Here is a 15,436-nt window from a genome sequence, read left to right on the forward strand (position 1 = left end):
ATCATTATAAATCACACGACTTTACCGTCACTTAACATAATAACACGATAGTAATATAAGTTTATATATTTCATTATGAGGCGCTTAACCTGCTCTTTATTGAATACACCATTATCTTCTATTTTCAACTACGCTATAAGTAAAAGGAGGCTAATCCGCTCAGCCTCCTTTTACTTATTAATCTTCTAGTAATAACTCTTTCATTTCCTCTAACGACTCTTTCGTAAAGCCAAGAGCCCTTTCAGCGTATGCTTCAACTGATCCGTATTGCTTTTGAATTTCACCAATCGCAGCTTGCAAGTATTCAGCACGTGCTTCAAACATTGCACCTAATATCGCTCTGCTCTCATCGTTTTGTAATTTCGCACCTAAAAAGGCCATCATTTTTTCATTTAGCTTTTCACGAAATCCGTTACTTAGTAAGTAGTCTTCCATTACTGTTTTTTCTGGTACACCTAGTAAAAGTAGTAATAATGCTGAACCAAATCCAGTACGATCTTTTCCAGCTGTACAGTGGTTTACTAACGGTAAGTTTTCCGGGTTTTGCGCTAAGTTTAAGAAGCTCACGAATGCCTCGTTACCACTTACGAAACCTTGATTCATTTTCACAAGATATTCACCTGGTTTTCCTAACATAGAAAGGTCACCAACTTGGAAAAACTCATTTATATTTAAGTCTTTCGCTAAGTCTTGCATAACTGGTAAGCACACTTGACGAGCACCCGTAATCTCTGGATTCGGCTTATGCTTCACTTCAAAGTCTGTACGGTAATCGCAAATTAACTTTAAGCCAGACTTTTGTAAATAGGCAATATCCCATTCAGTTAGCCCTGCTAATTCTTCAGAGCGGTATAATTTGCCCCATTTTACTTTACGGCCTTCAGTCGTTTCATATCCTCCCATATCACGGAAGTTAAACGCACCTTGTAATGGCAATCTACGCTCGGCTACTGTTACTGCTTGTCCATTACTTCCTACTAATCTAAAATATGGACGTTCATTTTCACTCGGGTTTTCAATTGTATATGATAATTCTCCATTTACCGTTGCAAGTAGTTCTCCATTTTCTTCAATATGATCTGGTGAAGTACTCCAATAAATACGAACTTCTTCTATATTATTTTCCCACTTTATTTGTAACGTATTATCTTCAATTCTTTCTACAGTTGCTTGTAGCCAATTTCTTTGCTGCTCCATTCTTTCACCAACGCTTTCTCATATAATCGAATCTTTCTTTATTGTATTATAGGAATATCTATTTTGTCGTTCTCATTTTTCTTTTTATCTTACAAAGAGGCAAAAAGTTCTTTTACTTGTTCATAAGTTGTACACGGATTCCCTCGAAAGACATATGCAATTTGTTCATCACCTAAATCTTTATATACAACTGTCCCGCGATCAGGGTGCGAATAAATAGTCCCCTCCCGCTATACGAGTTCGAGAATATAGACCATTCATCCTCCTAAAACACCCTCACATACCGCTCAGTACAACTTAGCAGCTGACATCCATTCTTTTCAAAAACATCCTTCATCCATTCATTTTGTATATTTGTCTCACCAATATAATAAGATGCACCTATTTCCTTTAAGACAAACAACGCACCTGCAAATAATACAGCTTCATATCCCTTATTACGCATATTTGGAGTAACTGCGAAGTACATAAGTTTCCCTTCTTCTAACGTACCTCTTTCAATATGCGGGATTACAATTCCTATCGGCTTTTCATCGACATTCGCTGTTAAGCAATGTTCTTTCCATTGCTCACCAATTTCTTGTAGCATCATATGCACAAATTGATCATGAACGACTGGTTCTCCCGTCGCTTCATTCCACAGTGAATAAAAAGCCTCTTCCCCTACTTCTTCAATTAACTTAAAATCAACTTCACTTTCTATATCTTCTACTTCGTATATATCTTTAAATACAATCATGCTTTCCGTAACATATTCAAATGAATACGTTTCAAAACATTTTTTATACACATCATAATTTGGGCTTTTTGAAGAAATTTCAAAATGTAATTTTTCTAATCCATCTTTTTCAGCTTCGGCAACGCAATACTGCATCATTCCCTCTAATTGCTCTTCTGTAAAAACCTCTGCATTATTTTCTTTTATCATAATAGAAGAAGCACTTCTTCTTATTTTAAAATGTTTTTCTAACTGTTCTATCGTCGTCATATTCTTCCCTCATCTATATCATACTCGAATTTCTAATCGTTCTCCTTGCATGAGCAGGATTGTCCTTGAATATATAGAATACTAGAAAAGATCGCATCTTTAAAGTGCGGAGGAGGTTCTCCAGTGAATATTACAGCATTGCAACAACAGTTAGAGCTTATACAACAAAATGACTATACGCAACTACAGCATATAGACGTAAATGAGTTAACTTTGAACATGCTTCAGTATATCGGAACGACTGATAGCTACGTTCGTTACCAACTTATATATAAATGTTTTGCGCATTTCATTCATCATGAATTCCTTATGGACGATCAGCTGAAATTACTTCTGCAAACTTGTTTAAGTGATGAGTATTTATATTGTGACATTTACTCCCCACATACAGATGGGGTTTTCACACGTTCTTACACTGTTTCGTTAATTGCGTTAATACTCCAATTCGCTAATTCGCACTACTTTTGTACAGAGGAGGATATCGAAGAAATAAAAAATAAACTCATTACATATACAAACTTAGAAACGGATTTTCGAGGCTATATTGAAAACAAAGGATGGGCTCATTGTCTTGCTCACGTATCTGATGCTTTCACCGAAATTGTTCATAATACGTATACGACCTTTGAATGGTACGAAGAATTAATTCATTGTTTATTAAATAAAATTTTTATTCCATCTGACCTTTTTCATAATAATGAAGATGAACGCATTGTTACTCCATTACTAGCAATGCTGTATCATGATTTTCCTCAAAACGAGTTAATTTCTATTATTCATAAAAAAATAAAAAGGCTTCCTCAAATTAGAAAACGCCTTTCACTTAATGAGTATTGTATTTTATGCGCCAACATTAAAACCTTTTTACGCACATTATTTTTCAGAACGAAAGATGACCATAACTTAGCTTTTACAGCGCGTAAAACAGAAAGAATGTTAAAAGAACTCCCTAACTATTATTAAATACAAGGAGCAAAAATATGGGCTACATTGAAGACATGAGAAATCTAGTAGGAAATCATCCACTTATTTTAATAGGATCACATGCCATTATATTAAATGAAAAAGATGAAGTATTACTGCAGCTTCGGACAGATTTTAACCGATGGGGCATTATTGGGGGTGCCTTAGAATATAACGAAACGTTAGAAGGTGCTTTAAAACGAGAAGTATTTGAAGAAACTGGACTTATTATTAAAAATCCAGAACTATTCCGTACATACTCAGGGCCAGATTTCTTTCAAATCTATCCAAACGGCGATCAAGTACATGGTGTACTCGTTGTTTATATTTGCCGCGAATTTCACGGGGAGCTTATATGTGATAAAACTGAGTCAAAAGAATTACGTTTCTTTCCGTTTGATGAGTTACCTAGTACTCTTCATCCAGTCATTGAGGGGATTCTTCGCGATTTTCATCACTCTAATTAAAAATATAAATAAAACAACCTCATTTCCCGTCATTACAACGTGAAATGAGGTTGTTATCGTTCACCGTAAATCCCTATTTCCCCAAAATGATATTAACGCTCTCTTTCTACAACTTTATATCCCTTTATAAAAAGGATAGTTATATAAGAAACAATAAATGAAAGAATAGTATACATGCCAACCCAAAAGAAAAATGCTGGATCGTGCACTGTAACACTTAACATAAGAAAAATAAGAAATGTTACAATTGGCATCGCGTAAAATGTACCTACTTTATATGTCACAGCTATTGAAAAAATACAAATAAGCAATGGATATATACAGAAAATAAAAATGATTTCACTCAATGTTATGTCCCCCTTTCTGCAGAAATAATAGGTTTCTCGTAAACATTTGGGGGAACAACAAAATTTTATTTTTTATTAGTAAATATAATGTTAGATTGTTATCTCAATCTGATTCCCTTCAGGATCACTTACTACACTTTCATAGTAACCATCCCCTGTAGTTCGTGGGCCGTTTAACACAGGGTACCCTGCTTCTCTTAATGTATGAGTTAATTCGTTCACCTTTTCTTTATTACCTACAGAAAAAGCAATATGCGCATATCCTACTGTTTGTGTTTTTATTTTATCGTCTATCCCTACTTGTCTCATAAGTTCTAGACGCGCACCACCTTCAAAAGTTATGAAATAAGATTCAAACTGCTTTTTCGGATTGTGATATAAGCTATTTTCTTCACCACCGAAGTACTGTTTATAGAAATCACACATTCCTTCTAAATCATTCACCCAAATTGCTACATGTTCAATTTTCATAATCGACACCTTTTCTTTTATGTTATTCAACTGGCAATTGGATGCTTCATTGCCAGTACATTTAATTTTCTTTATTTGTTCTCGTAATCATAAGATCAAGTCCAAGGCTTTTTAACCCATATAAATAATCTTCTTTCCAGTTGCTCACTGTTATTTTCGGAATATGTTCTGCCGGAATGTACTGCGGACAACTTTTTACAATTTGATCTATTACAAATTGATTCACTTCATCATCACAGAAGATAAACGTATGAGGGTTAATAATAGCTATACATGTAGCTATTAAACGAGTAATAGCATCTATATTATATTCCTCTGAATTATGCGAATCCCCACTTCTCAAAGCTTGTAAGAAATTTTTATTATCATACTGCGGAACGAAAGATATCTCTCCTGAGAAAAATGTACTTCCGCGTACGACATCTCCATTTACCATAATCCCCGCACCTGGGCCATTTTGACCTGAATACAAATATACAAGAGAGGAATTGTCATTATTCCTCGTGTTTTTATGATACCCGAGCACTGCAGCATTCATATCGTTTTCTATTACTACTGGTATAGAAAACAGTTCCTCAAAGTGACTTTTCAAATTAAAATTTTGAAACTTTTCATATCCAGGAATATAGAAAATACGCCCATTATCGACCGCACCAGGGACACCAATTGATATAGAACTTATTTTTGGAAACATAGCTATAAGACTTTCTATATGTTCTGTTAATACGCTTAGTCCCGCATCAATTAATGCACTTGAAGTACTCCCTTGTTCTTTTACTTCCCCTAAACAGTTAAAAATTGTATAATTCGTCTCATTTTTTTCTAAAAATATCGCTAATCCTAACATATATTCTGGATTATACGCATATCGTTTCGCTCTTCTTCCGCCACTTGAATCATCTAAACCGACTAAAGTGACTTCACCATCTTGTTTCATATTTTCTATAAATTTACTTATCGTTGGAAAACTAATTTCTAATGTATTACTAAGTTCAACTTTCGTCGCACTTCCTTGCTCTAGAAGAGCCGTACGAATGCCGCGAAGGATCGTCTCTTTAATTGATTTTTGAGTAACAAATTGTTCACTCAAATCGCTCACCACCTTAATCAACATACTTATTAAACACTTTTAATAAGTTGCGTTGACAATATATCATACATCATTTTCTAAAGCAATAGAGATGATATATTTCCGCTGCATGCAATCCTTATTTAGCTCGGTGTATTCTCTCTTGTAATAGACGATACAATTCCAGACAAAAGAACAAATAATAAAACCGCTAGCAAGGCATTACGTATTCCGAATGCTTCCCCAAGTATCCCTAAAAATGGTGGTCCGACTAAAAAGGCTGTATAACCAATGATAGAAACTGCAGCAACATTAGAAGTCGCATTTTCACGGTCATCTCCAGCAGCTGACAGACCAATTGGGAAACCTAGCGCTGCACCAATCCCCCACAGTACTACACCAAATGCTAGAAAATACGAATTACTCCCAAATATTACGATTGAAATTCCTAGAATCGCCATCATAATAGTGGCACGTACGACAGCGACACGACCGAATCGATCAAGGAAATAGCTGCTACACATACGAGTTAACGTCATTGCTAATACAAAAATTGCGTACATAATAGAACCTGCCACTATACTTTGCTCATGTCCATCTACCATCACGATAGGTAGCCAATCATTTGCACTACCTTCTGCAAATGCCATTCCAAGCACAAAAAGACCAATTAAAAGCACCTTTTTTTCCATACGTAAGGAAGTACGCTTCTCTCTCCTTTTGTTCCGCGATTTCTCCTTCTTTCCTGTTCCATGCGGAAGAAAACGATACACCATACATACAAGTAATAGAAACATGACCGAAATCACAAGAAACTGATACAGAATCGGGATGTGAAGCGACGCTGCGACAGAACCACTGAGCGCGCCTACTAAAGTTCCTACACTAAAAAAGCCATGAAATTTCGGAAGAAGAGTTGTTCCTAATTTCTGCTCAATGGAAGAACCTTCTACATTCAATGCGACTTCCGCCAATCCGTAGCCTACTCCAAATACTAGTAAGCTACTAAAAGCCCCCATACTAGAAACAAAATAAATATTTATACCTAAACAAATCAATCCAACAATCATAAAAAACATGCTGCCTATAATAACGTCTCTAGCTCCCTTACAGTCAATGAAGCGGCTTGCACTCAGTAAACCAATTATTGAACCAACAGATAGTCCGAACAAAATCCAGCCCATTTCTGCATTTGACACTGCTAACATATCTCGAGTAGTTGCTGTTCTTGAAATCCATGTAGCAAATGCCACACCTGGCAAAGCAAATAAGAGAAAAAGAGCATTTCGAGAGGCAAGTAATGTCTTTGTATGATTGTTCGCACTATATTTCTCCATATGAAACACCTTCCCCATTGTCTATACGATAAGACACCAGTTTATTCATATACCCGTAAAAAAAACGATTTCTATAAGTCTATCGTTTTAATAACTTTAGCTGGATTACCACCAACAACTACATTATGAGGTACATCTTTTGTCACAACTGCCCCTGAGGCAATTACAGCGTTGTCTCCAATTGAAATACCAGGGTTAATTATAGCTCCCCCGCCAACCCAAACGTTGTTACCAATCTTTACAGGCTTTCCATATTCTTTACCGGAATTCCGCTCTACCGGATGTAGCGGATGCGTAGCAGTATAAATGTGAACTCCAGGTGCAAACATACAATTATCACCGATTCGTACTTCACAAACGTCCAAAATCACACAATTGAAATTTGCGAAAAAGCTCTTTCCAACATGGATGTTGTAGCCATAATCACAACGAAAATCAGGATTGATTTGGGCTTTCCCGTCAGCTGAAGAACCTAAAAGCTGATTTAATAACGTAAAACGTTTTTCATCTCCTATCTCCATCGCCTCATTATAAAGGCGTGTTAAACGTTTTGCTTCAGTTCTATCAGCTACTAACTCTTCATCATCTGGCATATACATTTCTCCTGCCACCATCTTTTCTTTCTCCGTTTTCATACATTCATCTCCTTTTTTATTGAATGAGATCCACTTATTAAACTTCTTTAATAAGTGACTTAAATTATACTTATTAAACACATTTAATAAGTAACCCTATATTAGCATACTTTTTAACATATGCAACTAATAAGTTTTGAAAAGAAGTGCGAATTCCTTGCTCTACATATCAATATGAAGAATATTATATAGATAAACAAGGGAACGCTCAGCGCCCCCTCTCAAATCCAATCCGTTTTTTAATTTCAGCTAAATTTACCTTCGCGATTTCTCTTGCCCGCTCAGCACCTTTTTCTAACGCTTCGTATAATAAATTTGGCTCATTCATATACATAGCGTATTTCTCACGAGGTCCAGCTAACTCACGATCTACAACGCGAAACAACTCTTTTTTCACATCACCCCATCCGATTCCAGTCTCATATTTTTCACGGATCGACTGTATTTCATCTTCCATCGCAAATTCTTTATATGTCATAAATAACGTTTCTAGTTCTTTCGGTTCATTCGGAAGTGAAGAATCTGTTTTGATTTTAAATATTAACTTTCGTAGTTTTTCTTTCTCTGCAAATAATGGGATTACATTCCCGTAACTTTTACTCATCTTTCTTCCATCAAGTCCTAGTAATATTGCTCCTTCTTCTTGTATGACATACTCCGGAAGTGTAAATGTCGTGCCGAATGTATGCTTAAAATACGTCGCAATATCACGTGCAATTTCAATATGCTGAATTTGATCTTTCCCAACTGGTACATGAGTAGCTTGAAATAGTAATATATCCGCCGCCATTAAGATCGGATACGTATATAATCCCATATTCACTCCTGCATCTATCTCTAAACCCGCTTCTTTATTTTGCTCCACCTTCGCTTTATACGCATGAGCACGGTTCATAAGTCCTTTCGGAGTTAAGCAAGCTAATATCCAAGCTAATTCTAGAATCTCCGGCACTTCTGTTTGTCGATAAAAAATAACATCTTCCCCAAGTCCAAGCGATAACCAAGTAGCTGCTACCTCTTTCGTATAACTGCTGAACTTTTCTGAATCATGCACAGCATTTAACGCATGATAATCAGCTATAAAGTACAATGCTTTTCCTTCATTATTCTTTGACATTTGTAATGCAGGTTTAATCGCGCCAATATAATTTCCTAAATGCGGATAACCTGTCGGCTTAATTCCTGTTAACATTATTTTTTCACTCACACTAACTCCTCCTTTCTCAAAATAAAAAGAGCCTCTCATCCTTAAAAAGGACGAGAAACTCCCGCGGTACCACCTTAATTAGCTATCATTATAGCTCACTTCAACTTCTTAACGTGAAGTAACCGTCTTTACCTACTCATTTCAGTTAGAAGCTCCAGAGCCCATTCCATATTCATCCCTTACTGATTCTCACCACATATCAGCTCTCTGAAAAGTTTCGAATATGTACTCTTCTCTTTCATTGCTTTTTCGTTATTTTTTTACAGTTTATCACATTTCACTTCCAAACAAACCCGAATTTTCTATTTTATATAGCAGGAATTTCCACTTCAATTGTCTAATCTTATATAGGTTTGCAGAAATATTCAAAACAACTTTGGAGGTTTTTTCATGGTAAAATATATATCCATTTTAGGTTCCACAGGATCCATCGGCACATCTGCATTAGATGTTATTTCAGCTCATCCTGAACATTTCAAAATCGTCGGTTTAACCGCAAATTATAACATTGATCTTCTTGAGCAACAAATCAAAACGTTTCAACCTCGTATTGTAAGCGTTGCGACAAAAGACTTAGCAGACACGCTTCGTACGCGTATTTCAGCAAATACAAAAATCACACACGGGACTGATGGCTTAATTGCAGTAGCTACTCACCCTGATTCAAATCTTGTATTAAGTTCTGTTGTCGGTGTTTCAGGATTACTCCCAACAATTGAAGCATTAAAAGCGAAGAAAGATATCGCTATTGCTAATAAAGAAACTTTAGTTGCAGCTGGACATATCGTAACTGAACTAGCGAAACAAAACGGATGTCGCTTAATTCCAGTAGATAGTGAGCATTCAGCTATTTTCCAATGTTTAAACGGAGAAAATAATAAAGAGATTGAGAAGTTAATTGTAACAGCTTCCGGTGGTGCTTTTCGTGATAAAACACGTGAAGAAATGCAAACGTTACAAGCTAAGGACGCTTTAAAACATCCAAACTGGTTAATGGGCGCAAAACTAACGATTGATTCTGCCACATTAATGAATAAAGGATTCGAAGTAATGGAAGCGAGATGGCTATTTGATATTCCGTATGAAAAAATTGATGTAATGATTCATAAAGAAAGCATCATTCATTCTTTAGTAGAATTTATTGATGGATCAGTTATGGCACAGCTCGGTGCTCCTGATATGAGAATGCCTATTCAATATGCGTTTCACTATCCTACTCGGCTACCTTCTTCCTATAAAAAATTAAATTTATTAGAAATCAGTAGTTTACATTTTGAAAAACCAGATTTAGAGAAGTTCCCTTGTCTACAATACGCATATGAATGTGGCAAAATCGGTGGTACTACTCCCGCTGTATTAAATGCAGCAAATGAAATTGCGAATGCACGATTCTTAAAAAATGAAATTGTCTTTTTCGATATTGAAAAAACAATTTACAAAACAGTTGAAGCTCATCATAACGTAAAAGACCTTTCACTAGATGCTATATTGGAAGCGGATCAATGGGCGCGCCAATATGCAAATGAATTGTTAATAAAAAAGAGCTAAAACAGTTCCCACTGTTTTAGCTCTTTTTTCACGTATTCAACTTAACAAATCTATAACCGTGCGTAACTAACACTTTTAATATCGCGTATCCTGGAATGGCTAAAATAATGCCCATAATCCCGAATAAGTTTCCGGCAGTTAAAATGATAAATATGATTGTAATTGGGTGAATATCTAGCTTTTTCCCCATTACTTGAGGAGAAATAAATTTACCTTCTGCTAATTGTACAACCATCATAACAATGATTACTTTTAACACCATTGCTGGCGAGTCAATAAATGCGATAATTAACGCTGGTGTAATAGCAATAATTGGTCCTACGTACGGAACGATATTTACAATCATCGCTAAAATCGCAAGTAGTACCGCATATTTAATACCGATAATAAGGTAACCGATTAATAGCATAATACCGATAAACAAGCTCACGATAATTTGCCCTCTAATATACGAGCTAATCGCATAGTGCATATCATCTAGTATTCTCATTGCTGCTGGTTGTCTTTGTTCTGAAATGAATTTTAAGAAGTGATTCGGCAATTGTTCGCCATCTTTTAAAAGATAGAACAATATAAATGGAACCATTACAAATGTTAAAACAACCTCTGTAACAGTACTCAAGAATCCAGTTACATTCCCAGTTACTGATGATAATGACTTTGTAAAATCAACTGTATAGTCTTTTACCATATTCGCAACATTAATATTTAAATTCTCCTGAATTTTACCAAGTAAATTACTTTCCCCGAATCTACGCGCTGCTTGTTCAATCTCATGGCCAAAGTACGGTAAGTTATCAATTAATGCATCAATTTGATCTTTAATAATAGGGATAACAGTTACAACTAAAAACACAAATAATCCGATTACTATTAAGTATATTGAGGCTATCGATACGATTCTTGAAACACCTTTCTTTTCTAAAAGTGAAACGAATGGATGCAAAATATAGAATAGCACGCCTGCCAATAGTACTGGGAAGAAAATTGTTTTTAAAAATACGATAAACGGTGTAAAAACAAATGATATTTTTGTTAGTAATAAAATATTAATAAACAATAACGCAAATCCAAGCAATACCGCCAAATAATTTTGTTCTCTAAAAAACTTTCTTAACTTATCTCTTTTTCTTATATTTATTTTCTCCAATGAAACCACCTCTTCGAATGATGAAAAGCCCTTATTCAGGGCTCTTCATCATAATCTATATCTCTATTTCCTTGCAGCTTTCACTACAAATGATACAATAAGAATTAACACGATTGCACCTAATAATGCCGGCACGACATGAATCCCACCAAATGATGGCCCAAAGGATCCAAATAATCTACCACCTAACGAAGCACCTAATAAACCTGCGATAATATTTCCGAACATACCACCTGGGAAATTTTTACCCGTTATAGAACTAGCAATTGCACCTATAATAGCACCAACTATTAATGTGATAATCCATCCCATTTTTAGTCCTCCATTTCTATTATAGTTTGTATGATTCAATACAAACATATGTATTTATCATTGCTAATCATATTTCACTATAGAAATATATTTACTACTATTTTACATATGGAGATACATATATTATATGCAAAAAAGAAAAATATTGTCAAACTCACCCATAAAGCAATTATATTAATATACCATATTCAAAGGAGGCTTCATTATCTATGATTCTTAAGTTAAATTCCACTTCTTTTGAAGTAGCAACATCCATTTTACAAGTTCAAATTCCAGCCTATAAAGTTGAAGGGGACTACTTAAATAGTACTGCCATACCCCGTTTATATGATACTGTAAACGATATTCAAAGTTGCGTTGAAACATTCTATGGATATTTTTCTGAAAATAAACTTGTCGGCTTTATTTCTTTTGTACAAGAAGAAAAACTAATTGATATCCACAGGTTAGTTGTATCGCCCGATTTTTTTCAAAAAGGAATTGCGACGAAACTCCTAATTTATATATTTAACATGTTCCCTTCTTCTATGACATACATTGTACAAACAGGTAAAGCAAATACCCCTGCTATCGCATTATATAAAAAACACGGCTTCCTTGAAGTAACATACACCGAACTACCTGATGGAATAGTACTTACACAACTGAAAAAACAGAAAAAATAAAATAATTTGACTAATCGTTTTATTTATGTTACCTTTTACCTTATAATACCTTTTGCTGAGTCCAAATTTTGGAGCGGGGGAACCAATTTTGTAGCTATGCTACTTGGGGCGAATCTTTTTTTAAGTAGGGAAACTCTCACTTCCCGAGTCCGACAGCTAACCTCGTAAGCGTAATGGGAGAGGAAGGTGCTTTTTGCCTATGTTACACATTTTGCCTCCTTAATTATAAATATGGGATCGATATCAAATAGTCACCTATATTTATAGAAAAGGAGATATGTATTATGTTACGTTTATCTGATCACGCAATAAAAATGATGGAGCAAAGACTTCGACTCGAACAACATCGCACATATCAAGCAAATAAAATTGTAGATAACTTACATCACAAATACTTCTTTCAACATATTTTTCAGCCAAAAAGATAAAGCAAAACTTTAATCAGTGGGGGCATCCCCACTGATTATTAGTTAAACCAATCGGGCTTTTACGGTCCGTTGATCTATCACCTAACTTCTTTACTCTAACTGAATTTTGTAGTGGGTGTCTTACTGCCCGTTAATGCAGGATAAAAAATTGTTCATTTAACATCAAAAACACAAGGTGTGTCTAAAAAGACATTCCTTGTGTTTTTATATTTCTTATAATATTCTCACTACATTTAAACTTGCCGTAATCGTACCTGCTATTGTAGTCACATGCCCAACACCGAGCGGGCCATTTTGTAATATAAACGTTGAATTTGCACTAGCTACATTTACAAGAAGCGTATTTGAAATAGATGGTTCCAATACTACAGTTGATGTCGTTACATTTTGTATAAAACTCCCTGTTACTTGTGTTCCATTTAATAGTAATCTTACAGATACTACTTCATTCCCACCAGTCGCGTCCCCTTGGAAATAGTAGCTTACTAAATATATTCCTGGCGTCGATACTGTGACAGTTGTAGCACTAGTTAAAGATACACCAGTTCCATATACAGTGGATCCCGAGTTAATTGGAATATTGGCACTTGCTGCAATTGTGCTTGTTGATGTAGAAAAGAAATAGCCACCACCTGTCGATATAGCAGATGATCCTGTTGCTCCAGTTAAGCCGGTTGGACCAGTGGCGCCGGTTGGGCCTGTTACTCCCGTTCCCCCTGTTGCTCCAGTTATTCCTTGTATGCCTTGTATTCCAGTCGGGCCAGTGGCACCAGTCACTCCCGTCTGGCCGGTTGCTCCCGTCGAACCTGTTATCCCTTGGAGACCTTGGATTCCTTGAAGACCTTGGGGACCCGTTTCTCCAGTCGGGCCGGTTGCTCCCGTTGGACCCATTTCTCCTTGTGATCCTTGAATTCCTTGAGGACCTTGGGGACCCGTTTCTCCAGTCGGACCGGTTGCTCCTGTTGGACCGGTTGGGCCCGCCTGGCCGGTTATTCCTTGTAGACCTTGAGGGCCGGTTGGACCAGTTGGGCCGATTGGACCTTGCACTCCTTGTATCCCCTGAATTCCTTGGGGACCAGTTGGACCAATCGGACCTTGGATTCCCTGAATTCCTTGAGGACCCGTTGCCCCTGTCGGACCTGTTGGACCTTGGGGACCTTGCACTCCTTGTATTCCTTGAGGACCGGTTGGGCCTATACTTCCTTGCGGTCCCTGGATACCTTGTATTCCTTGAGGACCGGTTGGGCCTGTTATGCCACTCGGACCTTGTACGCCTTGCACTCCTTGTGGGCCAGTTGGGCCACTCGGACCTTGTACGCCTTGTAGACCTTGTAAACCAGTTGGACCTGTCGCTCCCCTTACTCCTTGCTCACCTTGTATACCTTGAACCCCTTGTGGGCCGGTTGGACCGATTGGACCCTGTGCCCCTTGCACTCCTTGGGGACCTGTCGGACCGGTTGGGCCGATTGAGCCTTGTAATCCTTGTAGACCTTGCGGACCTGTCGGGCCGATTACTCCTTGTATCCCTTGTGGACCTTGAATGCCTTGGTCACCCGTTGGACCTGTTGCCCCCATCGGCCCCTGTACCCCTTGCAAACCTGTTAAACCGGTTGCTCCTGTTGGACCCTGTATTCCTTGCACTCCTTGGATTCCTGTTGCTCCTGTTGCTCCTGTCGCCCCTGTTGCCCCTGTTGCTCCTGTCGGACCGGTTGGACCCCCTGGTGATCCTGCTGGACCGGTTGGACCGGTTGGGCCTCCCGGAGGACCGGTTGGACCTGTTGCTCCTGTTGGACCCGTTGCAGAACCAGTCGGACCGGTTATCCCAGTTGATCCGGTTGATCCAGTTGGACCTGGATCCCCTTGTAAACCAGTTGCCCCTGTCGGACCGATTACACCTTGCACTCCTTGGATTCCTTGAGAACCGGTTGGACCTACCTGCCCCATTTCTCCCTGGGGACCTTGTAAACCTTGAACACCAGTTTCCCCTTGTGGCCCCATTGGCCCCTGTTCCCCTTGGATTCCTTGAGAACCTGTTGGGCCCGTTGGACCAATTAGACCCTGTATTCCTTGTATTCCTGTTATACCTTGTAAACCACTACTTCCTAAATTACCTTGAACACCTTGTATACCAGTATTTCCAGTCGGACCTGTTGGACCATTGTCCCCTTGCACTCCTTGTATACCTTGTATTCCTGTTGGACCTGTCGGACCGACTTCCCCTTGCATTCCTTGTATGCCTTGTATTCCTGTTGAACCTGTTGGACCGATTGGACCAGGAATTCCTTGTATCCCCTGAATACCAGTTGGACCTGTCGGACCTCTTTCGCCTTGAATTCCTTGAACACCTTGTATTCCCTGTGGGCCTTGTTCTCCCATAGGTCCTTGACTACCTTGAGAGCCTTGTGGTCCAGTTAAACCTGTTGGACCTGTTGGACCATTTTCTCCCTGTACCCCTTGCACCCCTTGTATTCCTGTCGGACCTGTTGGACCGATTGGACCTTGTACGCCTTGTATTCCCTGCGGTCCAGTTGGTCCACCTAAAGCACCTGTTGGACCGGTTGGTCCAGTGGGCCCCGTAATACCTGGCGGCGGAAAAGGAATAGGTGCTTGAAACTTACTACACTTATCTTGATTCTTCACAAGCATCTCCTC

16 protein-coding genes, 1 riboswitch and 1 other annotated feature are annotated in these 15,436 nt (G+C 37.9%); of the genes, 5 read left to right on the top strand and 11 right to left on the bottom strand.

Annotated features, from left to right (window positions below):
- Positions 1-177 precede the first annotated feature (177 nt).
- Positions 178-1,197 (bottom strand): tyrosine-protein phosphatase, encoded by a 1,020-nt coding sequence (locus tag AC0ONG_RS15105; protein WP_016077447.1) that lies wholly within the window; start codon positions 1,195-1,197, stop codon positions 178-180.
- A gap of 265 nt (positions 1,198-1,462) precedes the next feature.
- The gene (locus AC0ONG_RS15110) at positions 1,463-2,185 is read right to left on the bottom strand and encodes a GNAT family N-acetyltransferase (protein WP_136997269.1); all 723 of its coding nucleotides are present in this window, start codon (positions 2,183-2,185) and stop codon (positions 1,463-1,465) included.
- Between the two features lie 123 nt (positions 2,186-2,308).
- On the opposite strand from AC0ONG_RS15110, the gene AC0ONG_RS15115 reads away from it, so the two are divergent.
- Both AC0ONG_RS15115 and AC0ONG_RS15120 read left to right on the top strand, forming a co-directional pair.
- Positions 2,309-3,148: a DUF2785 domain-containing protein gene (locus tag AC0ONG_RS15115; protein WP_074789775.1), complete on the top strand. Its 840-nt coding sequence runs from the start codon at positions 2,309-2,311 to the stop codon at positions 3,146-3,148.
- 17 nt (positions 3,149-3,165) lie between these two features.
- On the top strand, positions 3,166-3,615 hold the full coding sequence (locus AC0ONG_RS15120) for an NUDIX hydrolase (RefSeq protein WP_000540466.1): 450 nt from the start codon (positions 3,166-3,168) through the stop codon (positions 3,613-3,615).
- Between the two features lie 92 nt (positions 3,616-3,707).
- Here the strand turns inward: AC0ONG_RS15120 and AC0ONG_RS15125 are convergent, their stop codons facing one another.
- From AC0ONG_RS15125 to AC0ONG_RS15150, 6 genes are all read right to left on the bottom strand, one after another.
- Positions 3,708-3,962 carry a YbeF family protein gene (locus AC0ONG_RS15125; protein ID WP_001289513.1) on the bottom strand — a complete coding sequence of 85 codons (255 nt, stop codon included), beginning with the start codon at positions 3,960-3,962 and terminating at the stop codon, positions 3,708-3,710.
- A gap of 90 nt (positions 3,963-4,052) precedes the next feature.
- Complete coding sequence (locus AC0ONG_RS15130; protein ID WP_000687550.1) at positions 4,053-4,433, bottom strand: VOC family protein; 381 nt, start codon at positions 4,431-4,433, stop codon at positions 4,053-4,055.
- Positions 4,434-4,494: 61 nt separating this feature from the next.
- A complete protein-coding gene (locus AC0ONG_RS15135) occupies positions 4,495-5,523 on the bottom strand; it encodes an ROK family transcriptional regulator (protein WP_000003031.1) in 1,029 nt (342 codons plus the stop codon).
- Positions 5,524-5,645: 122 nt separating this feature from the next.
- Complete coding sequence (locus tag AC0ONG_RS15140) at positions 5,646-6,839, bottom strand: MFS transporter (protein ID WP_074789777.1); 1,194 nt, start codon at positions 6,837-6,839, stop codon at positions 5,646-5,648.
- A gap of 71 nt (positions 6,840-6,910) precedes the next feature.
- Entirely contained in the window at positions 6,911-7,474 is a 564-nt protein-coding gene (locus AC0ONG_RS15145; protein WP_000845633.1) for a maltose acetyltransferase domain-containing protein, read from the bottom strand.
- 208 nt (positions 7,475-7,682) lie between these two features.
- Entirely contained in the window at positions 7,683-8,681 is a 999-nt protein-coding gene (locus AC0ONG_RS15150) for a tryptophan--tRNA ligase (RefSeq protein ID WP_136997273.1), read from the bottom strand.
- 43 nt (positions 8,682-8,724) lie between these two features.
- Positions 8,725-8,932, bottom strand: a binding site (T-box leader).
- A gap of 139 nt (positions 8,933-9,071) precedes the next feature.
- Here AC0ONG_RS15150 and AC0ONG_RS15155 point away from each other — a divergent pair.
- Positions 9,072-10,229 (top strand): 1-deoxy-D-xylulose-5-phosphate reductoisomerase, encoded by a 1,158-nt coding sequence (locus AC0ONG_RS15155; protein ID WP_000241772.1) that lies wholly within the window; start codon positions 9,072-9,074, stop codon positions 10,227-10,229.
- A 28-nt stretch (positions 10,230-10,257) separates the two neighbouring features.
- Here the strand turns inward: AC0ONG_RS15155 and AC0ONG_RS15160 are convergent, their stop codons facing one another.
- Positions 10,258-11,379 carry an AI-2E family transporter gene (locus tag AC0ONG_RS15160; protein WP_000411479.1) on the bottom strand — a complete coding sequence of 374 codons (1,122 nt, stop codon included), beginning with the start codon at positions 11,377-11,379 and terminating at the stop codon, positions 10,258-10,260.
- Between the two features lie 63 nt (positions 11,380-11,442).
- Positions 11,443-11,691 (bottom strand): GlsB/YeaQ/YmgE family stress response membrane protein, encoded by a 249-nt coding sequence (locus AC0ONG_RS15165; RefSeq protein ID WP_000539733.1) that lies wholly within the window; start codon positions 11,689-11,691, stop codon positions 11,443-11,445.
- 209 nt (positions 11,692-11,900) lie between these two features.
- Here AC0ONG_RS15165 and AC0ONG_RS15170 point away from each other — a divergent pair, with 209 nt between their 5' ends.
- Positions 11,901-12,356 (top strand): GNAT family N-acetyltransferase, encoded by a 456-nt coding sequence (locus AC0ONG_RS15170; protein ID WP_000601235.1) that lies wholly within the window; start codon positions 11,901-11,903, stop codon positions 12,354-12,356.
- Positions 12,357-12,399: 43 nt separating this feature from the next.
- Positions 12,400-12,543, top strand: a riboswitch (cyclic di-AMP (ydaO/yuaA leader).
- 97 nt (positions 12,544-12,640) lie between these two features.
- Complete coding sequence (locus AC0ONG_RS15175; RefSeq protein ID WP_000945244.1) at positions 12,641-12,784, top strand: hypothetical protein; 144 nt, start codon at positions 12,641-12,643, stop codon at positions 12,782-12,784.
- Between the two features lie 213 nt (positions 12,785-12,997).
- On the opposite strand, the gene AC0ONG_RS15180 is transcribed toward AC0ONG_RS15175, so the two are convergent.
- On the bottom strand, positions 12,998-15,430 hold the full coding sequence (locus AC0ONG_RS15180; RefSeq protein WP_474203614.1) for a BC_3345 family exosporium-associated protein: 2,433 nt from the start codon (positions 15,428-15,430) through the stop codon (positions 12,998-13,000).
- Positions 15,431-15,436: the final 6 nt, after the last annotated feature.

The sequence above is a fragment of the Bacillus sp. TCT6 genome, from assembly GCF_056033845.1.